This is a genomic window from Aquipseudomonas ullengensis (genome assembly GCF_014174475.1).
In the GTDB taxonomy this organism is placed as follows: Bacteria; Pseudomonadota; Gammaproteobacteria; order Pseudomonadales; family Pseudomonadaceae; genus Aquipseudomonas; species Aquipseudomonas ullengensis.
Map to the genome: position 1 here is coordinate 1 of NZ_JACJUD010000007.1, position 19,436 is coordinate 19,436.

The following is a 19,436-nucleotide window of genomic DNA, read 5'->3' on the forward strand; positions in this document are numbered from 1 at the left end:
CGAAGGATTACAGTTCCGTCCTTACGAACGCCACCCCAAGACCAGCGGGAGTTCTTAAGTGGTGCGCCAATTTTCTCAAAGAAACTTGTGAGGCTCACGAAAATACTCCTTCTGTAACCTAACGTTTGGCTAAGGGGCCGGCTTCGCCGGTCCCGAGTGAGCGAAGCGAACGACTTGAGCCAATTGTTAGATTGCCCAGTCGGACACCGGAAATGATGCCAGCGCCGAGCTTAACCGGCGGTGCGCACGGCGTGTCGGAATTGGCCCGGAAAGTTATTTGTGATGTGCACATTTTTTGAAAGCAACTCCTTTGCTGACCACAAATGACGGCCTCAACTACCAAGCAACCATTCGATTCAGGAGCACCGCGACGATGCGGTGATTATGTTTCCTGGCTCGGTGTTGAATAACCAATATTGCCCTTGCGCCTAACGATTAAGCTAAGGGGCCGGCTTTGCCGGTCCCAGCGAGTGAAACGAGCGATTTGAGCGCATTGTTAGAAGCCGTCACGCGCCAGCTCCCTGATTGAGTATTGGTAAGTACACAGCGACAACGCCCACTGAAAAAACTAAAGCTAAACCAAGAACACCAATTAAGCATGAGGAGAGTGCGCCATGCTTGGGTAATGGCCATTTATACCAGGAGTAAATAACAGCTATCGGTAGTAGCCATAGCGCATGATGGTAGTAAATAAAGAAGGTGGTCAGTGTGGGTAACTCAGAATTAAAACCCTCAAACACTGCGCGAAATTGAGGCGTTATCAAGGCTGGCCCAATGGCAGCTATTAATGCGCTTAACAGTCCTGCGGCGAGGGCGATTTTTTCGAGAGTTGTCCGCATAAATTCCTGCAGGTTTCTAACGTTTGGCTAAGGGGCGGGCTTTAGCCCGTCCCGAGTGAGCGCAGCGAACGACTTGAACCACTAGTTAGAGGTTGCACCGATATGCTCCTTGTAGCCTGCTAATGCTTTTTCCATTTCTTCATCTGTAAATCCATAGCGTTGCATTAATGGCTCTACAAAATTTTGCAGTTCTTTATCAGTGGCTTCAAAGAATAATCTTGTGCTTTCTAGCTCTTGGATAATTTCGTCATACTCATGCCTATGCAAGGCATCTGTTCGTTCGCGAAAGAAATGGTGTGCAAGAAATGCTCTTTTATTTTTAGAGTCTTCTAGTAGTGCAATTAGGGTGTCTGGAATGTCTGTGACTGATTTCAGGTGCTTTATTAAATTACCAAGCGTTTTCTCAAAGCTGCGCTCGAAGTAAGTGTCATATTCCTCTGGAGTCCATTTCCCATTTGTTCTAGGAATTAGATCAACAAATATAAGGGCATTAGCTATGCCGTGCTCAAGAACTTGAGCAAAGTACATAGCGGCACCGTAATGGGCGCATATTTCCTTGAAGGCTTCCCCGTTATCCATACGGCCTCTAACGTTTGGTTAAGGGGCCGGCTTTAGCCGGTCCCGAGTGAGCGAAGCGAACGACTTGAACCAGTTGTTAGAAGGCAACACACTTCTCTGCTGTTTTTGCCTTTTCTATTAAGTGGCCAATTAGATCTTCGAAGAGGCCATGACGAATGTTTCCGGCCCAGCGTTCGATTTCTTGAATTGTTTTCGGTAGCTCGCGCGCAGACTCATAGAAATTGAAGATGGCCTCTGCTTTGGTTGAGCCTAATGAGGGTATTTCTAGGCGGCACATGTTGAATGATTCTGTTGATACAGCTGATTTTATGCGGTCAGCGATTTCCTGGATGCCCAGTGGCTCAATGAAGCTCGGCATATTTTCTGCTGAGGCCTGCGTGATGATAGAAAGCTCAGCCGTTAAAGACTCTATATTTGAGCGGATTTCACGTAAAAGGACTGTTGAAATGTTCTTGTTGCTCCTTTTTCCTTTGGCGCTTTCATAAGCAGCGTGAAGTCCGAAGCCTAGAAGTACACTGAGGACGGCAAGGGCAAGTTCAAACATCACTATCTCCAAATTGCCTTCTAACGTTTGGTTAAGGGGCGGGCTTTAGCCCGTCCCAGTGAGCGAAGCGAACGATTTGAACCATTTGTTAGGCTTCTTCATAAGGCAGGTCATCTGGATCAACCCCCACATAATCTGGTTCTGGCAAAACTGGCAGACGATATGCAAGTAAGAATTTACGCCCCTCTAAAAAAGCTTTTACCACTCGGTGCATACCGTCCATCACTCGCCCGTCAGGGCAGAGAATTATTGGATAGGAAAGGTCAGTAGCTTCAATTAGACGGATGTGATCTGCAATGGATTTGCAGGTTGGTTTCTCACCTTCCAAGCTATACCAGTAGGGCTCATCTAATTCACGTATGTTATTTAGTAAATGCTCAGTAACCTCTAGGTCTTTTGTGAGGCAAATTAGATTATCAACATCCCAGGCCTGAAGCCCTTTGTTGCTGTTTCTGAGGTGGTACTGTTTTCTCATAATGCCTAACTATAAGTAGGCGACACATGTGGGGGTGATGTTTACCGACACTTGTGTCGCATAACGTTCCTTGTCACGTGCCAAGCTCTTGATTCTCATGCCTGACCACGCGGCAAACCCGACATGAGCAGGACAAAAAGCGACATTGGACAAGACCAGGGTGCTGAGCGAGTCGCGCACCATTGCCTGAGAAATTACGGATAGGCGCGGGGGATGTCTAGCGGGTGTATGAACGAAGTGTCGGGGCACTTACTTGCTGTGGATAGCTAAGACAGGGGAGAGGGCAGCAAGTGTCGTTCGGGCGGCGAGGGTTGGCTGCGTTATTGCGGGGTTGGTGTGCATATTCAGTTGGCTCGCCGTTTGATTCGCAGTGGGCACTGGTTGGCGGCTTTTATTGAATGACGCGTAAACACGGTCTGAATACACCGGCCACGCGCAAGGCGTGGCCGGTGTGGGGATTACTTCTGGCTGTAGCTCTGGATCAGGTTGGCGTAGGCGGGCAGGTGGCCGCCGAGGATGCCGCCGAAGCCTTCGATGTCGTTGCGCCAGTCGCGGTGCAGTTCGCAGCCCACGCTGAACCAGTTCATCAGTTGCGCGCCGGCCTGGCTCATGCGGTTGAGGGCGGCGTCGCGCACCACGGGGTTGAAGGTGCCCGAGGCGTCGGTGACGACGAAGACGTCGAAGCCTTCTTCGATGGCTGACAGGGTCGGGAAGGCCACGCATACGTCAGTGACCACGCCGGCGATGATCAGTTGCTTGCGCCCTGTGGCCTTGATCGCCTTGACGAAGTCCTCGTTGTCCCAGGCGTTGATCTGGCCGGGGCGGGGGATGTAGGGCGCGTCCGGGAACATGGCTTTGAGTTCCGGCACGATCGGGCCGTTGGGGCCGGTTTCGAAGCTGGTGGTGAGGATGGTCGGCAGGTTGAAGAACTTGGCGATGTCGGCCAGGGCCAGCACGTTGTTCTTGAACTCGTCGGGGCTGAAGTCGCGCACCAGTGAGAGCAGGCCGGCCTGATGGTCGACCAGCAGTACCACGGCATTGTCCTTGTCCAGGCGGTTGTATTTCTTGCTCATGTCGATGTCCTCGTGGGTGGTAAAACGCTGAAGCACTGTTTCAGAAGGCGAAGCAGGAGCAGCCGAACGCGCCCCAGAAACCCTGGAAGTCGCTGATCGGTACCGACGACAGGCGAGCCCGTTCGTGGCTGTGTGAGTGCACCGCGCAGGCGCCGGCGCATTGGTGCACTTGCGCTATCAGTGGCGAAGTCGGGCGCCAGTGGCCGGGCACCTTGGCCACTGGGGACCAGTCGGGCATTACCGGCACGGCGGGCGGGGCCAGCTTGTCGAAGTCGCCGCTGGCGTAGACCACCTTGCCGCCGACCACGGTGAGCACCGACTCGATCCATTTGATGGCTTCTTCTTCAACGCTGAAGAAGTCCGCCGACAGAGCGACCAGATCGGCCAGCTGGCCGACCTTGATCTGCCCCTTCTTACCCTGCTCGCTGGAGAACCAGGCGCTGCCATGGGTGAACAGCTCCAGCGCGGTGGCGCGCGGTAGGCCTTGCGGGTACAGCTCCAGGCCGCCGACGGTGCGCCCGCTGACCATCCAGTACAGCGAGGTCCAGGGGTTGTAGCTGGACACGCGGGTGGCGTCGGTACCGGCGCCGACTGGCACGCCTTCGGCGAGCATGCGCTGGATTGGCGGGGTCTTCTCGGCGGCCTGTTTGCCGTAGCGGTCGACGAAATATTCGCCCTGGAAGGCCATGCGGTCCTGGATGGCGATGCCGCCGCCGAGGGCGCGCACCCGCTCGATGTTCTTCGGCGTGATGGTTTCGGCGTGGTCGAAGAACCACGGCAGGCCGTTGAAGGGGATGTCGCGGTTGACCTTCTCGAACACGTCGAGCATCCGCGAGATGGATTCGTCATAAGTGGCGTGCAGACGGAACGGCCAGCGTTGCTCGACCAGGTGGCGTACCACCGGCTCCAGGTCGCTTTCCATGGTCGGTGCGAGGTCCGGGCGCGGTTCGAGGAAGTCCTCGAAGTCGGCGGCGGAGAACACCAGCATTTCGCCGGCGCCGTTGTGGCGGAAGAAGTCGTTGCCCTGGCCGTACTGCACCGAGCCGGTCCAGCGTTTGAAGTCGTCGAGTTCTTCCTTGGGCTTCTGGGTGAACAGGTTGTACGCGATGCGGATGCTCAGCTGGTCGTCCTTGGCCAGTTGCTCGATCACCTGGTAGTCGTCCGGGTAGTTCTGGTAGCCGCCACCGGCGTCGATGGCGCTGGTCACGCCCAGGCGGTTGAGCTCGCGCATGAACTGGCGGGTCGAGTTGACCTGGTATTCCAGCGGCAGCTTCGGCCCCTTGCTCAGGGTCGCGTAGAGGATCAACGCGTTGGGTCGCGCCACCAGCATGCCGGTGGGTTCACCGTTGGCATCGCGGACGATCTCGCCGCCAGGCGGGTTGGGCGTGTCCTTGGTGTAGCCAACCACGCGCAGCGCAGCGCGGTTGAGCAGGGCGCGGTCGTACAGGTGGAGGACGAACACCGGGGTGTCGGGCGCGGCCTTGTTCAGCTCGTCGAGGGTGGGCAGGCGCTTCTCGGCGAACTGGAATTCGTTCCAGCCGCCGACCACCCGTACCCACTGCGGGGTGGGCGTGCGGTCGGCTTGCTCCTTGAGCATGCGCAGGGCGTCGGCCAGCGACGGCACGCCTTCCCAGCGCAGCTCCAGGTTGTAGTTGAGGCCGCCACGGATCAGGTGCAGGTGCGAGTCGTTGAGACCGGGGATCACCGTGCGCTTGTGCAGGTCGATGACCTGGGTAGCGCTGCCGCGCAGGGCCATGGCTTCGGCATCGCTGCCGACGGCGAGGAAGCGCCCATCCTTGATCGCCACGGCGGTGGCCGTGGGCTTCTCGCGGTCGACGGTGTGCAGGCGGCCATTGAACAGGATCAGATCGGCTTTCATGTCGCTCCCCAACGTACTGGCGTATGTGCTGCCGGTGGTGCCGGCAAAAGGTAGGGCGGACCACAAGGCGCCGGCGGCACCGAGCACAGAGCTGGTGGCGAGGAACTTGCGGCGGCTACGGTCGGTATCGTCGTTGTTCATCTGTTTCTCCGGTGTTCAGCGGGCATTCAGCCAGTGGGCGAACAAGGCGGTGACCCGAGGCATGAACAGGTACACGACCAGCAGCACGATGCTCAGGGTGATGAGGACATTGCTCGGCAGATAACCGCCCAGCCAGGGCACCAGGGTGAACAGGGGCTGCCAGAGGTGCGGCACCAACAGGCTCAACGGCAGGATCACCAGAAAGGTGATGCAGGCCTGCTTCCAGCGCAGCGGCGGGGTAGAGGGGGTTGGGGTGAACCAGAACTCGCGGCCGACATCGACCTCGGTCTGCTCGCTCTCGACCAGCAGCGGGGTGACTTCCTCGATCAGTTGTTGGCGTTCAGCGGAGTCTAGCCAGGCCTGCAGCAGCGGCGTGCTGCTGAAACGCAGCACGCAGACAAAGTGGCGACCATCGCGGATCACGTTGACCCCCAGGTGGCCGGGATAACCCGCGGCGATCCGGGTGATGCGCCGTAGCCAGCTTTCGTAGCTGGACTCCTCACCAGGTTTGGGCTGGTGGCGTACGACCAGCGTGACCACATCATTCTCGTCCATAGCATCCTCGGCGGTGGGGCGGGAGCGAACTCCCGCCCAGTCTGTGGCTGGCGTGGATGGCCAGGACTTACTGCAGGTGCTTCTTCAGCTCTGCACCGGCCTGCACCATGGCCGAGCGGGCGCCGGCGATGTGGGCCAGCGGGTTGAGCAGGCCGAAGTCGTGGATCATCCCGTTGTAGCGCGTCGAGGTGACTTCCACACCGGCAGCATCCAGCTTGCGGCCGTAGGCTTCGCCTTCGTCACGCAGCACGTCGAACTCGGCGGTCTGGATCAGCGTAGGCGGTAGACCCTTGAGCTGCGCGGCAGTGGCTTGCAGCGGCGAGGCGTAGATCTCGCTGCGTTGCTTGTCGTCGGTGGTGTAGTTGTCCCAGAACCACTTCATCAGCGGCTTGGTCAGGAAGTGCCCCTGGGCGAAGGTGTTGTAGGACACGGTTTCCAGGTTGGCATCGGTCACCGGCCACAGCAGCGCCTGGAACTTGATCTTCGGCGTACCGGCAGCATTGGCTTTGAGGGCTACTGCCGCCGCCATGTTGCCGCCGACGCTGTTGCCGGCTACCGCCAGGCGAGAGGAGTCGACGTTGATCTGCTTGCCGTTCTTGGCCACCCACTGGGTTGCGGCGTAGGCCTGGTTGATCGCGGTGGGGTAGTGGGCTTCCGGCGACGGGGTGTAGTCGACGTAGACCGCAACCGCACCGGAGTTCACCACCAGGTCGTGGATCAGGCGGGCATGGGTCGGGTAGTCGCCGAGCACCCAGCCACCGCCGTGGAAGAACATGAACACCGGCAGTTCACCTTTGACGCCTTCGGGGCGAACGATGGTCAGCTGGATCGACTGGCCATCGGCCTGGATGGTTTTCTCGCTGACTTCGGTCCCGGAGAGGTCGACCTTGACCGACGCCTGGGCGCCGACCAGAACGGCGCGGGCTTCTTTCGGTGTCATCTGCTCGAGCGGTTTGCCACCACCGGCGGCCAGGGCTTCGAGGAAGGCCTGGGTGTCCTGTTCGACACCCGGGCTACCGGCGGCGAAGGCGTTGGCGATGGAGAAAGTCAGTGCGGCGGTGAGCAAGGTTTTCTGCAGTTTCATGGTGTTCATCCTTAACGTTTTCGAGGGAGAGGTCAGTGGCGCCAGGGCCTGTGTTCGAAGTACGACTCCATCTTTGCCGCAGAACTGCAGGAGCGGAATAGACAGCCTTGCACGGGTACTTTGCAGCTTTGCAAGGCCACGCGCGGCGTGGCTTGCAGAGGGTTTTCACGGGTTACGGAGGGGCGCTGTGGTGCTAGCGGCTTGGCTTGAATCGCGTGTTAGTCGGCGATTTTTGCGGGTGCGTTTCCCTGCCTGAACCTGTGGCTCCTATCATCCGCGCTGGGATAGGAACGACAATCATTTGGCGAGGCGGGTTACGGCCATCAGGGTGCCCAATACGGACAGGGAGGCAGCAGGCCGTTGCGCAACAGCCTGCGGGTGCAACGACCGATCAGCCGAACTGGCTGCGGTATTGGGCGGGGGTAAGGCCTAGCTTGTCGCTGAACAGCAAGCGCATGTTGCGGGTGCTGCCGAAGCCACTGCGATAGGCCACGGTCTTCAGCGGCAGGTCGCTGGTTTCCAGCAGGCTGCGGGCGCGGTCGACCCGTGCACTCTTCACGAACTCCAGCGGCGTCATGTTCACCTCACGGACGAAGGTGCGGGCGAAGTGGCGGGCGCTCATGGCCGCCATGCTGGCCAGGCGCTCGATGCTGAATTCTTCCTCGATATGTTCGAGCACATAGTTCTGTACCCGCACGATGGGCGAGCCTTCCTTGGCCACTTCGGCCAGCAGCGGGCTGAACTGCGCCTGCCCGCCCTGGCGCTTCATCACCACCAGCAGCACTTTTGCCACGTCGAGGGCGAGCTTCTTGCCGTGGTCGTCGGCGAGTACCGACAGGGCCAGGTCGATGCCCGCCGTGACCCCGCCGGAGGTGATCAGGTTGTGGTCCTTGAGGTAGATCTGGTCGGTTTCGACCGTGGTCTGGGGGAAGTCCCGTGCCAGCCGTTCGGTGTAGTTCCAGTGGGTGGTGACGTGATGCCCGTCGAGCAGGCCGGCTTGGCCGAGGATGAACGCCCCGGTGCAGATCGAGCCATAGCGTCGCGAGCGTTGCGTGGTGTTGCGCAGCCAGGGCAGCAAGGCACTGTGATCGCCGTTGTAGGCGCCGGGGCCGCCGGGTATCAGGAGCAGGTCGTAGGCCTCGGCAGCGCTGTCGAGCAGGGTGTCGGTCTGCAGGGTAATGCCGTTGGAGGCGCGTACGGACGGCTGCGTACCGATGGCGCTGATCTGGTAGTGCTCGGCGGCAGGCAGGTAGCGGTTGGCGACCGAGAAGACTTCGATCGGCCCGGCCACATCGAGCATGAGAACGTCCGGGAACAACAGGATGGCGACGGTTTTCATGGGCTTTTCAGCAACTTATTTAGCGGGATCGGTACTAGGTTAGCAACCGCGCATTGGCCTTGGAAGTTGCGTTCTAGAGCCGTTGCATGGCTGTATCACGCGCTCCGGGTTGGCGGCCCTGCCGGGCCTTGGATGACATCGGCAGGCGCGTCGCCAGCAACGGCTTGAGGTTGCCCTAGGCTCACTGCCCCGAGCCGAGGAACCAGCGGTAGTAGGGGTTGTTGCCATCCTCGCGGGCTACGTCGCGCATGTCCCGCGCCCAGGCTTCGCGTTCGCCGGCGTAGGCGTGCAGGCTCACGCCGTAGAAGCGGCGCAGGCGCAGCCAGTGATTTTCTACCGCGCTGACCACTGCCGCGTCGGCGTTGCGCAGCGGCGGTGGCGTGCGCAGGTCGAGCAGGGCAGGCAGCACGCGGGTGATTTCCTTGGCGCGGACCCAGGGTGCGTATTCGATGCGCGGCTGGTCGTCGGTCACCGCCGGGGCATCGCCGGCGAAGCGTTCCAGCCCGGCGCGGTCGGTGATCCAGGTCGCCAGCAGGGCCGGGGCGGAAACCACGCCGACTTCGCGCAGGGTTTCGCTGACCTCAGGCTGGCGGAAGCGCGCGTCGATCTGCGCAGCGTCCAGTTCGATGGGCTGCAGCGAACCGACCAGCAGCATCTCGTGGAACTCGCTGGTCCACAGCGTCGCGTGGGGGAATACATCGAGGAAGCTGCGCACCAGCGAGCGGCTTTCTTCCTGGTTCTGCGTGGGCAGCGGCAGCCACTGGGCGACCAGGCCGTTGTCCTGCAGGCGGCGGGCGGTCAGGCGGTAGAAGTCGCTGGAGTACAGGTTGACCACGCCGACGGCGGAAGGGGGCGGCGGTTCCAGGGTGATCAGGTCGTACTGCTGTTCGCTGCGCAGCAGCTCCTGGCGGCCATCACGCAGGCGGATGTCCATCTGCGGATCGCTGGCCACCGCGTAGTTGCCCTTGAACAGCGGCGCGGCGCGGACCACGGCGGGCAGCAGTTCGGCGACGACGCGGTGTTCCAGTTGCGGGTAACGCAGCAGCGCGCCGGCGGTGATGCCGGTGCCGAAGCCGATGACCAGTGCCGAGCGCGGCTCGCCGCGATGGATCAGCAGCGGCAGCAGGGCCTGCAGGCGCATGTAGCGCAGCGAGGGCATGGCGTCGCCGGTGTTGGATACACCCTGGATATACAGGCGATTGAACTGTTTGGGCGGGTTGCCCTGGGTGACTACCGCGACGGTACCGCCACGACCTTCCTCGTAGAACACGGTGGCATTCTCGTGGGCGCCGGGCAGCAGCTTGGCCAGGCGATCCGCCGGGATCAGCCAGGCCGCCAGCAGGGTAATCAGACCAAGGGCAATTACCGTCTGGCGCGTGCCTTTCTTGACATGCTGGCCGCGCGTGACGGCGACCACACCAATCAGCGCGGCGATCACGGCCAGCAGCGCCAGGGTATGCACCAGGCCGAGCAGGGGGATCAGTACAAAGCCGGTGAGCATGACCCCGACGATGCCGCCTAGGGTGTTGAGCGCCACCACGGCCCCGACATCGCGGCCGACGTGGCCACTGTCTACCGCCAGGCGCAGGGCCAGGGGGAAGGCGGCGCCGAGCAGTAGGGTGGGCAGGAACACCACGCTCAGCGCGGCGACGGCGAAGCGTGCGCACATGCCGGCCAGGTCGCTGCCGCCCAAGGCGGTCACGGTGGCTTCGAGCTGGGTTTGCAGGTAGATCACCCAGCGACCGAGGCCGGCGATTTCCAGCAAGGCCAGCAGCCCGGCGGCGCTGATCAGCACGGCAAAAGTGCCCCACGGGTCGCGGATACGGTCGGCGCGGCGCGCATAGAGGGCGCTGCCCAGCACCAGGCCGGCCAGGTAGGTGGCCAGCACCACGGAGAAGGCGAAGGTGCGGGTGCTCATGAACTGCACGATGGACTGCGTCCACACCACTTCGTAGCCCAGGGCGACGCCGCCGGCGATGGAGTACAGGACGATGGCCAGGCGCGCCTGGGCCGTCTGCGATTTGCCCTGCTCTGCAGGTTCGGCGGGGCTGCTGCGTGTGCGCTGGAAGCCAAGGGCGGCGCCAGCGGCCAGCAGGTTGAGCGCGGCGGCGGCAAAGGCGCTGCCGCGCACGCCCAGCAGCGGAATCAGGACAAAGGCGGCAAGCAGGGTGCCGACGATGGCGCCGGCGGTGTTGGCCGCATACAGGCCACCACCCGCGCGGCCCAGGCGGCCGGCTTGCGGGGCGAGGGCGCGGATCAGCACCGGCAGGGTGCCGCCCATGAGAAAGGCCGGCAGGCCGACCAGGATGAAGGGCAGGGCCCAGGCCAGCAGGCCGATGCGTTGTTCCAGCCAGGCAAAGGGGCTGGCTGCCTGGCCCAGTGCCAGGGTGGTGGCGATGCCGAGGGCTGCGACTAGCAGTTCCAGCACGGCGTAGAGCAATACCGGTCGGGCGAGTTTGTCCGCCCAGCGACCGAAGACCAGCCCGCCCAAGGCGAGGCCAGCGAAAAAGGAGCTGACACCGGTGGTGATGGCGAAGACTTCGACGCCCACGACCAGAGACAGTTGTTTGATCCACAGCACCTGGTAAATCAGCGCGGCGCAGCCGGAGATGCACAGCAGTAACGCGGGAATCAGGCTGGATAGAGTTCGTTCCTGAGGCACGTCGTGAACGCTCACGGACGCAGTGGCACGGCGTGAAGTACGGCTGGCGGAGGACATCGAACAGAAACCTTATCAGAGTGAAGTGACGGCCCTCTGATGGCCGTGGAACCGAGGGAACCACCTGCCCGGAGCGGGCAGGTGGCTATTGCAGTAACGCTAGGGTTTATTGCGCTTGTTGCTTCATTTTCGCTTCGATCTTCTTGTCCACATCGGCACGTACCTGGTCGATGCTGAAGCTCGCCGGACGCTGGCTCGGTGGGTAGTCGACGAAGGTCTGCAGGAAGGCGGCAGATTTCGACACGCCCTGGAAGATCAGGAAGTCGTTTTTGGCCAGCCAGTCGTAGTACTGGTCGGACACCACGTCAGCCCGCTCGTAGGGGTCCATGCGCAGGTTGAAGATTTTCGGTACCCGCAGGCAGGTGAAAGGCTCGCTCCATACGGTCATGCCGCCCGGAGCACGTTGTTCGCAGAAGACGAACTTCCAGTCTCTGTAGCGCATGGAAACCAGGTCACCGTCGTCGCTGAAGTAGTAGAACTCCTCGCGTGCGCTTTTCGGTGCTTTGCCGGTCAGGTAGTCGAGCTGGTTGTAACCGTCCAGGTGCACCTTGAAGTTCTTGCCACCGATCTCGGTGCCCTTGAGCAGGCGCTCCTTGATATCGGTGTCACCCACTGCGGCGAGCAGGGTCGGGAACCAGTCCAGGCCGGAGAACATCTCGGTGGAGATCGTGTCCGGCTTGATCTTACCGGGCCAGCGAATCATCGCCGGTACGCGGAAAGCGCCTTCCCAGTTGGAGTTCTTCTCGTTGCGGAACGGGGTGGTGGCTGCGTCTGGCCAGGACCACTGGTTCGGGCCGTTGTCGGTGGTGTAGATGATGATGGTGTTGTCGGCGAGCTTCAGATCATCAATGGTCTTCAGCAATTTGCCGACGTCACCGTCGTGCTCGATCATACCGTCGGCGTACTCGTTGTCGGGCATGCCGCTCTGGCCTTTCATCGAATCACGCACGTGGGTGAAAGCGTGCATGCGCGTGGTGTTCATCCAGACGAAGAACGGCTTGTCGGCCGAAGCCTGCTTCTTGATGAATTCCTGGGCGGCGGCGGTGGTTTCGTCGTCGATGGTTTCCATGCGCTTCTTGGTCAGCGCGCCGGTGTCCTCGATCTTGCCGTCGGCGAAGCTGTGGATCACCCCGCGTGGCGAGCTGGCTTTGACGAAGGATTTGTCGTCCTTCGGCCAGTTCGCACGTTCCGGTTCTTCTTCGGCGTTGAGGTGGTAGAGGTTGCCGAAGAATTCGTCGAAGCCGTGGGCTGTCGGCAGGTATTCGTCGCGGTCACCCAGGTGGTTCTTGCCGAACTGCCCGGTGGCATAGCCTTCGGCCTTCAGTGCCTGGGCGATGGTGACATCGCGGGCCTGCAGGCCGACGGGAACGCCCGGCATGCCAACTTTCGACAGGCCGGTGCGCAGGGTTGCCTGGCCAGTGATGAAGGTCGAGCGACCGGCGGTGCAGCTATTCTCCGCGTAGTAATCGGTGAACAGCATGCCTTCTTTGGCGATGCGGTCGATGTTCGGCGTCTGGTAGCCGACCACGCCTTTGCCGTAGGCGCTGATGTTGGTCTGGCCGATATCGTCGCCGAAGATCACCAGGATGTTGGGTTTATCTGCTGCACCGGCGGTGGCCGAGAGCCCCATGACCGAGACGGCCAGTAAGGCCATTCTCGGGAGCCATTTGCGTACGCGCGTCATTGTGTTGCCTCCATTTCACTGTCTTGGGCCGCGATCAGGCGACCAATAATGTGCACCGAATACTTCCTTTGTTCGCCCCAGAGCCTTGGCGGGCAATGGAGCGTGACGTTTGACTACTTTCGGTTTTTTTGCGGTTTGCCTCTCTGGTTGTTGCGTTGTTTCTATTGCCCGGTTGCAGCGGTGTCGTAGGGGTAGACCCGGTTCCACTCGCTTGCCATGTCGACGACGGTCCAGTTCTTGGCCTTGGCTTCATCCAGCGCCTTGTCCAGCTTGCCGATGCTCGATTGGCGGTCGTAGGCCCATTCGCGCTTGGCGTCGGTGTGATGGACCAGGCCCATGAAGCGTTTGCCGCTGCCGCCAGCCGTCCACTGCAGCATCTGCAGGTCGCCGTCGGAGTTGCCGAAGGCGAGGATCGGCCGGCGACCGATGACGCTGTCAATGGTTTCCGGCTTGCCGGGGCCGTCGTCGTTATGGGCGAGTTTCGGCATGCGCAGGATCTGCGGCTTGCCGTCGTTGTACTGGTACTGGGTGACAAATGTGGTACCGATCACCTGCTCTGGCGGAATGCCATAGACCTCTTCGGCGAAGGCGCGCATGAACACCACTTCGCCACCGGAGACGATGTAGGGCTTGAAGCCATTGGCGCGCAGGTAGTCGAGCAGTTCCAGCATCGGCTGGAACACCATCTCGGTGAAGGGTTTGGCGCTTTTCGGGTGCTTGGTCTTGGCCAGCCAGGCTTCGGCGTTGGCAGTGAAGGCTTCGGTGCTGATACCGGTGTGGGTGGCGCCGACAATTTTCATCAGCCCCTCCATGCCACCGGCGGCGACTGTCTTCATATCGCCCTCGAGCACGGCCTTGAACGGTTGCTGTTCCTTCCACTCGGGATGCTCGGGGGCCAGGCGCTTGACCTCGTCGAGGGCGAACAGCACCTGGAAGTACATCGGCTGCTCGCTCCACAGGGTGCCATCGTTATCGAACACGGCGATGCGCTCGGCGGGGGCGACGTAATCCTTGGAACCCTGGGTGGTGACTGCCTCGACGAAGCTGACAATGGCCTTCTTCGATGGGCCGTCATTCCACGATGGCAGCGGCTCTGCTGCCTGTAGCAGCAAGGGCCACAGCAGAACCAGGCCAAACCAGCGAAGAGAGCGGAGTGAAGAGGGAGGCGTCATGGGCAGTCCTTAGCGGTGGTGGGCTGACGTGGATTGAGCGGTTGCAGAGCATGGGGCGCTGTTGCTGCCTGGGTTCCCTGGCTGACCTGGCTGTGCAGTTGCGGCAGCGCTTTGCGCAAGTCAAGCAGGGTGTCCTGGCTTGGAACGTTAGTCCCATAACGCATGCGTAGAAAGGCTAGCAGCCGTTCGGCCAGCGGGCCATGACTGAAAACGGATCGCAATTGGGTTTTGCCGCTGCTGCGTCGAGCCCAGAGGTAGAGCGCGTCGAGACGTGGCGATTGGCCAGCCAGTTGCGCCGGGATCTGGCGCCAGGCGTATTCCGCCGAGGCCAGCCAGGCGGCCTGACGCCTTGCCTGCCAGCGACCCCAGGCGCTGTAGCCGCGCGCCCAGAGCGGCCGGGCGAAATACAACAGAAGCACCGCCAGCACCAGCAGGCAGGTGAGGCCCAGCCAGTGCCGGGACAGGTGCAGGCGGCTTTGCTGGCCGAGGGCCTGCAGGTCGGCAGCAATGGAGAAGGGCGCTTTGTAGGTGCTGTTGGCCGCCGCGGTGAAGTCCACCGCCGGCGCGCTGACTGTTTGTGCCTGGCTGGTTTGGCTGTTCCAGTATTTCAGCTCGATGGCCGGCAGGCGGTAATGCCCGGCCTGTTCGACGATGTAGACCACGCTGTCACTGCGCTGGCCGCCGCTGACCGTGCCGCGGCCATTGTCGATGTTGCTGACCAACGGTGCGCGCGGGTAGCGTTTGAGCCCGTCGATGTCCTCCAGTGCCGGCGCCGGCAGCAGCATGCTCTGCGCACCGGCGGCTTCGAGCTTGAGGGTGCGGGTGATGCTGTCGCCGACCTTGAGCGGCGTGGCGGAATAGGCAATCTGCTGGGTGAAGGTCACGTCATCGGCCACCAACACAGTCTCGTTGGCGGCGAAGCCTGGCGGTTGCTGTGCGCTGAAACTGAGCGGTTGGCTGAGAACCGCCACGGTCGTGTTGCCTGGCCCTGGGGTGGCCTGGATCGGCAGGGCCGGAATGCGGTAGTCCTGAACCTGGCTGGGGCTGATCAGGTAGCTGTAGCGCAGGCCGAAGAAGGTCTTGCCGTCGCGTTTTTCGTTCAGCTTCTCGGCCTCGCCGCCAGGTGGGGTCACCACCGCGCCGGGAATGTGCAGGTCGGGCAGTTGTGGTGCAGCGGTGAACCAGGTGTCGACCAGCACATCCACCTGCAGGCGCAGCGTACCGCCGACCATCACCGTGCTGTCGGGCACGAGGCTGGTTTCTATCCGCACCTCGGGTTGTTCGGCGCGGGCGTCGAAGGCCAGCAGGCCGAGCAGGGCTAGCAGCAGGGGTTTCATGGCTGGCTCCCGGTGGCTGGGCGAGCGGCATCCTGCAGGCTGAATTTGCGCTTGAGGAACTGTGCCGGCGAGGTACTCAGGTTGTTCAGCCATAGCGCGTCCGAAGCGGCTTGCTGGGTTTGCACCGGCGCGCTCTTGCCCTTGCCGGGTTTGTTGTCGAACTTGATTTCATCGGGTTTGACGTCGGGCGCTTTCTCCGCAGCATCTTGGGTGTCTTTCTGCAGGGCGATGGCCAGGGCCAGGTTGGCCGTGGCCTCGGGGAACTGCGCCTGTAGCTTCAGGGCCTGGCGGTAGGCGGCAATGGCCTGGTCGAACTTGAAGCGGCGGGTATAGATGTTGCCCAGGTAGAAGTACGCCTGCGGGGTGTCGAGGCGGGCGAAGCTTTCCAGGGCCAGGTCGTAGTCGGCCGCCTGGTAGGCCGCGATGCCTTTCCAGTAGGGATCATGAAAGTGAGCGGCGGCCTGCGGGTAATGGCCGTGCTCGAACGCCCAGCGCCCTTGCTGGTCGGCACTGAAGAAGGCATCGGCCAGTACACCGGCCTGGGCCGGTGCGGGTTGCAAGCCAAAGCCGAGCGTCAGCAGCACGGCGGCGCTCCAGTTCACGCTCCAGCCACGGCGCACGCAGAAGAAGGCGATCAACAGCAGCGGCCAGACCAGCCAGTAACCGGCGTCCTTCCAGTGGATTTCGCGTTGCTGGTCGTTGGCGTCCTGGAAGTGCTTCTGCGCGTGCAGTTCGATCCAGTCGAGGTCATCGCCGTCCAGGGTCAGGCTGCCCAGCGGCGCATCGGTGGCGTCGGCCAGTTGCTGCAGGCCCTTCTGGTCGAAGCTGCCGAGCAGCGGCCGGCCGTTGCTATCGGTTCGGGGCTGGCCGTGGGCGTCATGCAAGACACCACCATCCTGGCTGCCCACGGCGAGGATCAGCACCTGCAGGTTGCTGTCTGCGAGCTGCTTTTTCACCTCGTCGAGTTGCGTGGTGTCGGCACCATCGCTGACCAGCACCAGGGTGCCGGGTACCTGTTCGGCCGCGAGCAGGTGCTTGGCCTGTTCGATCACCGCCACTACGTTCTTGCCGGGGCGCTCGATCAGGTCGCTGGAGAGGGCCTGGAGGAAGCTGTCGAGCAGCACCGGGTCATCGGTGGCCGGCAGCACCAGGTGGGCACTGCCGGCATAGGCGATAAGCGCGGTGCGGGCACCGGCGCGGCGCTGGATCAGGTCGTGCAGCTTGTGTCGGGCGGCTTCCAGGCGACTCGGTGGAACATCGCTGGCATCCATCGACGGTGACAGGTCGAGGGCAAGAATCAGCGGCGCGCGGTTCTCCAGGAAGGGCGGACGGTCCTGCTGCCAGGTGGGCCCGGCGGCAGCCAACCCGCCAATAACTAGCAGGGAGGCGGCCAGGTGCATCGGGCGGATGCACTGGTTGTCCTGCGGAGTGAGCAGCAGGTGGCGCAGCAGGTGTTTGGCGATACGCCCCTGCAGGCGCCGCTCAAGGTCCTGGTTGCGCCGCCAGAGCAGGGGCAGCAGCGCGCCCAGGGGAATCAGCAGCAGCCACAGTGGGCGCAGGAAGTGGAAGGCGCTGAGGTCGATATCCATCTCAGCCCTCCTGTGTGCTGGCAGGGGTGCCAGGGCTGGTGATGCGTGCGCCGAACAGGGCCAGTAACTGGTACAGGGCGAGCAGGCCGATGGCGGCGCCGAGCGGCATCCAGAACAGGTCGCGCTTGGGCTGGTGGCTGAGCTTCTTCACCTTATGCGGGGTGATGCGGTCCAGGGTGGCGTACACCTGGTCGAGGCTGTTGCGGTCGTCGGCGCGGAAGAAATGCCCGCCGGTGGCCTTGGCGATCTGTTGCAGGCTGGCCAGGTCGACCTTGGCTTCACCGCTGGCGCTGGGGTCGCCGATGCCGATGGTGTGGATGACGATGCCCTTGCCGGCGGCCATGGCAGCGGCGTGTTTGGGGGTAATGGCGCTGCTGGTGTCGTTGCCGTCGGTGAGCAGGATCAGCACCTTGTCCTGTTCCTGAGCGGCGTCGAGCAGCTTGATGGTCAGGCCGATGGCGTCGCCGATGGCGGTGTTGGGGCCGGCCATGCCGATGCCGACTTCATCGAGGAGGATGTTCAGGCTGGCATGGTCGAGGGTCAGCGGGGCCTGGGGGAAGGCGCCGGTGCCGAAGACGATCAGGCCGATGCGGTCGTCCTTGCGCCGCGCGATGAAGTCCTTGACCACGTCCTTGACCGCGCTGAGGCGATCAACCCGCTGCCCGGTGGCATTGCTGTAGTCGGTGGTCTGCATGGACTGCGAAATGTCGATGGCGAGCATCAGGTCGCGCACCGGCTGCTCGTGCTCGATGGGTTTTTCCACCCACACCGGGCGCGTGGCGGCGCCGACCAGCAGGGCCCAGACGAGCAGGTTGAGCAGCAGTTGCCAGCGGCTGCCGCGCACACCGGCCTGGCTGGGTGTCTGGCCGATGGCGCGGCTCATGGCGGCGAAGAAGGGCACGCGCACGGCGCTGCGTGCCTCACGGTAATCCGCCAGGTAGCGATAACCCAGCCACGGCAGCGGCAGCAGGAGCAACAGCCAGGGGTAATCAAGCTGCCACATGATGACGCTCCACCCAGTGTCGGCACTGGATCAGCAGTTGGGCGGCCTGCTCGGTGGGCAGGGCGCGCAACTGGCTTTCCGGCGCATAGGCGAGGCTCGCCAGCTGCCGGCTGAAATCGTCGGGCAATGGCTGCGCGCTGTGGCGGGCGAGGAAGGCCTGCCAGCGTTCGCCATCCAGGGTTGCCACGTCCGGCTGGCCGGGCATCGACAGGGCCACGCGCTTGAGCAGCTCGGGCAGTTCGCGCAGGGCTGGCAGGCGTTGCTCGGCGTCGGCCAGCGCCTGTTCCAGTTCAGCCAGGCGGGCGAGGGCTTCGCGGCGATAGCGATCCTGGCGCCAGCGGCGGTAGCGCAGGGCGCCCCAAAGGCCCAGGGCGAACAGCGCGAGCAGCAGCACGGCCAACCAGCCCCAGGTCTGTGGCAGGTAGCTGACCGGTGCGGGCAGGGCCAGTTCCTGCAGTTGCTCGATGCTCGGTGCGCTCATCGGCTGGCCCCGCTCAGGCGGCCCAGTTCGCGGCGCATCTGTTGCACGCAGTCTTCACCGGTACTGAACATCATCAGCGGAACCTGGCTGCGCCGCAGCAGGGTGGCGACATCCTTGAGGCGTCCGCTGAGGAAATCGCCCAGGGGCTGGCGCACCTGCTTGCGCTCAACGGCCAGTTCGACCTGCAGTTCGCCCTGGGTGATCATCAGCCGGCCGCTGTCCGGCAATTGCAGGGCCAGCGGGTCGTAGACCTGCATGGCGATCACGTCATTGTGCCGCGCCAGCTGGCGCAGCAGCTGCAGGGTGCGCGGGCCGGCACCGGCGAAGTCGCTGACGATGCAGATCAGGTGATCGTGGCTGGCCAGCGCCAGGGCTCGTTGCAGCGCCTGGTCCAGCTGATCTTCGGCTTCCGTATCGGGGTTGCCGGCGCTGAGCTGCTGGTTGTGTTCGACCATGCGCGCGCACAGCGCCTGGATGCGCGTGCGGCTGCGCAGCGGGGCGATGCTGTCGATGCGGCTGTCGTTGAATACCAGCCCGCCAACCCGGTCGCCCGCCTGGAACACCATCCAGGCGGCGAGGGCGCCGATTTCGGCGGCACTGACCGATTTGAAGCTGCGCGTGGAGCCGAAGAACATCGCCATGCGCTGGTCCACCAGAATCAGCGCCGGGCGGTCGCGCTCCTCGGTGAAGGCGCGCACGAAAGGCTTGCCCATGCGCAGCGAGGCGCGCCAGTCGAGGTGACGCAGGTCGTCGCCCGGCTGGTAGCGGCGCAGCTCCTCGAAGTTCAAACCACGGCCGCGCAGGCGCGAGGCATGGTTGCCGGCGAGGATGCTCGACAGGCGCTGGCGGGCGAGAAAGCTCAGGCCACGCGCCTTGAACTCCAACGCCATGAGCTGGGGCAGGGAGGCGTAGACGAACCCGTCGGCTTCGCGCATGGGCCGCT

16 protein-coding genes are annotated in these 19,436 nt (G+C 62.6%); all 16 read right to left on the minus strand.

The genetic code is table 11. The features are described from left to right. Window positions 1–920: 920 nt before the first annotated feature. A complete protein-coding gene (locus H3H51_RS18385) occupies window positions 921–1,418 on the minus strand; it encodes a hypothetical protein (RefSeq protein WP_183090537.1) in 498 nt (165 codons plus the stop codon). Between the two features lie 76 nt (window positions 1,419–1,494). After that, window positions 1,495–1,962 (minus strand): hypothetical protein, encoded by a 468-nt coding sequence (locus H3H51_RS18390; RefSeq protein ID WP_183090538.1) that lies wholly within the window; start codon window positions 1,960–1,962, stop codon window positions 1,495–1,497. Window positions 1,963–2,050: 88 nt separating this feature from the next. Then, on the minus strand, window positions 2,051–2,437 hold the full coding sequence (locus H3H51_RS18395; protein ID WP_183090539.1) for a hypothetical protein: 387 nt from the start codon (window positions 2,435–2,437) through the stop codon (window positions 2,051–2,053). Window positions 2,438–2,895: 458 nt separating this feature from the next. Further along, complete coding sequence (gene ycaC, locus H3H51_RS18400) at window positions 2,896–3,510, minus strand: isochorismate family cysteine hydrolase YcaC (RefSeq protein WP_183090540.1); 615 nt, start codon at window positions 3,508–3,510, stop codon at window positions 2,896–2,898. Window positions 3,511–3,550: 40 nt separating this feature from the next. Continuing rightward, on the minus strand, window positions 3,551–5,530 hold the full coding sequence (locus tag H3H51_RS18405; RefSeq protein WP_407926519.1) for an amidohydrolase: 1,980 nt from the start codon (window positions 5,528–5,530) through the stop codon (window positions 3,551–3,553). A gap of 15 nt (window positions 5,531–5,545) precedes the next feature. Then, window positions 5,546–6,085, minus strand: coding sequence for an antibiotic biosynthesis monooxygenase (locus H3H51_RS18410; RefSeq protein ID WP_183090541.1), 540 nt, complete (start codon window positions 6,083–6,085; stop codon window positions 5,546–5,548). Between the two features lie 67 nt (window positions 6,086–6,152). After that, a complete protein-coding gene (locus tag H3H51_RS18415) occupies window positions 6,153–7,169 on the minus strand; it encodes an alpha/beta hydrolase (protein ID WP_407926520.1) in 1,017 nt (338 codons plus the stop codon). Window positions 7,170–7,560: 391 nt separating this feature from the next. Next, window positions 7,561–8,508: a GlxA family transcriptional regulator gene (locus tag H3H51_RS18420; protein ID WP_183090543.1), complete on the minus strand. Its 948-nt coding sequence runs from the start codon at window positions 8,506–8,508 to the stop codon at window positions 7,561–7,563. 181 nt (window positions 8,509–8,689) lie between these two features. Then, window positions 8,690–11,227, minus strand: coding sequence for a fused MFS/spermidine synthase (locus tag H3H51_RS18425; RefSeq protein ID WP_183090544.1), 2,538 nt, complete (start codon window positions 11,225–11,227; stop codon window positions 8,690–8,692). Between the two features lie 106 nt (window positions 11,228–11,333). Then, the gene (locus tag H3H51_RS18430; RefSeq protein ID WP_183090545.1) at window positions 11,334–12,911 is read right to left on the minus strand and encodes an arylsulfatase; all 1,578 of its coding nucleotides are present in this window, start codon (window positions 12,909–12,911) and stop codon (window positions 11,334–11,336) included. A gap of 161 nt (window positions 12,912–13,072) precedes the next feature. After that, a complete protein-coding gene (locus H3H51_RS18435; RefSeq protein WP_183090546.1) occupies window positions 13,073–14,083 on the minus strand; it encodes an HAD family hydrolase in 1,011 nt (336 codons plus the stop codon). After that, on the minus strand, window positions 14,080–15,420 hold the full coding sequence (locus H3H51_RS18440) for a BatD family protein (RefSeq protein WP_183090547.1): 1,341 nt from the start codon (window positions 15,418–15,420) through the stop codon (window positions 14,080–14,082). Before H3H51_RS18440 ends, H3H51_RS18435 begins: the two co-directional genes overlap by 4 nt. Then, window positions 15,417–17,009 (minus strand): VWA domain-containing protein, encoded by a 1,593-nt coding sequence (locus H3H51_RS18445; protein WP_183090548.1) that lies wholly within the window; start codon window positions 17,007–17,009, stop codon window positions 15,417–15,419. Before H3H51_RS18445 ends, H3H51_RS18440 begins: the two co-directional genes overlap by 4 nt. 1 nt (window position 17,010) lies before the next feature. Continuing rightward, window positions 17,011–18,012, minus strand: coding sequence for a vWA domain-containing protein (locus H3H51_RS18450; RefSeq protein WP_183090549.1), 1,002 nt, complete (start codon window positions 18,010–18,012; stop codon window positions 17,011–17,013). Further along, entirely contained in the window at window positions 17,999–18,493 is a 495-nt protein-coding gene (locus tag H3H51_RS18455) for a DUF4381 domain-containing protein (protein ID WP_183090550.1), read from the minus strand. The genes H3H51_RS18450 and H3H51_RS18455 overlap by 14 nt, the downstream gene beginning before the upstream one ends. Further along, a complete protein-coding gene (locus H3H51_RS18460; protein ID WP_235981427.1) occupies window positions 18,490–19,428 on the minus strand; it encodes a DUF58 domain-containing protein in 939 nt (312 codons plus the stop codon). Before H3H51_RS18460 ends, H3H51_RS18455 begins: the two co-directional genes overlap by 4 nt. Between the last annotated feature and the right edge of the window lie 8 nt (window positions 19,429–19,436).

What these genes read in the sequence shown, in the direction of transcription:
- H3H51_RS18455 (WP_183090550.1), bottom strand. Translation starts at nt 18,493, where the DNA reads ATGAGCGCACCGAGCATCGAGCAACTGCAGGAACTGGCCCTGCCCGCA.
- H3H51_RS18430 (WP_183090545.1), bottom strand. Translation starts at nt 12,911, where the DNA reads ATGACGCGCGTACGCAAATGGCTCCCGAGAATGGCCTTACTGGCCGTC.
- H3H51_RS18445 (WP_183090548.1), bottom strand. Translation starts at nt 17,009, where the DNA reads ATGGATATCGACCTCAGCGCCTTCCACTTCCTGCGCCCACTGTGGCTG.
- H3H51_RS18450 (WP_183090549.1), bottom strand. Translation starts at nt 18,012, where the DNA reads ATGTGGCAGCTTGATTACCCCTGGCTGTTGCTCCTGCTGCCGCTGCCG.
- H3H51_RS18415 (WP_407926520.1), bottom strand. Translation starts at nt 7,169, where the DNA reads ATGAAACTGCAGAAAACCTTGCTCACCGCCGCACTGACTTTCTCCATC.
- H3H51_RS18435 (WP_183090546.1), bottom strand. Translation starts at nt 14,083, where the DNA reads ATGACGCCTCCCTCTTCACTCCGCTCTCTTCGCTGGTTTGGCCTGGTT.
- H3H51_RS18395 (WP_183090539.1), bottom strand. Translation starts at nt 2,437, where the DNA reads ATGAGAAAACAGTACCACCTCAGAAACAGCAACAAAGGGCTTCAGGCC.
- H3H51_RS18390 (WP_183090538.1), bottom strand. Translation starts at nt 1,962, where the DNA reads ATGTTTGAACTTGCCCTTGCCGTCCTCAGTGTACTTCTAGGCTTCGGA.
- H3H51_RS18405 (WP_407926519.1), bottom strand. Translation starts at nt 5,530, where the DNA reads ATGAACAACGACGATACCGACCGTAGCCGCCGCAAGTTCCTCGCCACC.
- H3H51_RS18420 (WP_183090543.1), bottom strand. Translation starts at nt 8,508, where the DNA reads ATGAAAACCGTCGCCATCCTGTTGTTCCCGGACGTTCTCATGCTCGAT.
- H3H51_RS18410 (WP_183090541.1), bottom strand. Translation starts at nt 6,085, where the DNA reads ATGGACGAGAATGATGTGGTCACGCTGGTCGTACGCCACCAGCCCAAA.
- H3H51_RS18425 (WP_183090544.1), bottom strand. Translation starts at nt 11,227, where the DNA reads ATGTCCTCCGCCAGCCGTACTTCACGCCGTGCCACTGCGTCCGTGAGC.
- ycaC (WP_183090540.1), bottom strand. Translation starts at nt 3,510, where the DNA reads ATGAGCAAGAAATACAACCGCCTGGACAAGGACAATGCCGTGGTACTG.
- H3H51_RS18385 (WP_183090537.1), bottom strand. Translation starts at nt 1,418, where the DNA reads ATGGATAACGGGGAAGCCTTCAAGGAAATATGCGCCCATTACGGTGCC.
- H3H51_RS18440 (WP_183090547.1), bottom strand. Translation starts at nt 15,420, where the DNA reads ATGAAACCCCTGCTGCTAGCCCTGCTCGGCCTGCTGGCCTTCGACGCC.
- H3H51_RS18460 (WP_235981427.1), bottom strand. Translation starts at nt 19,428, where the DNA reads ATGCGCGAAGCCGACGGGTTCGTCTACGCCTCCCTGCCCCAGCTCATG.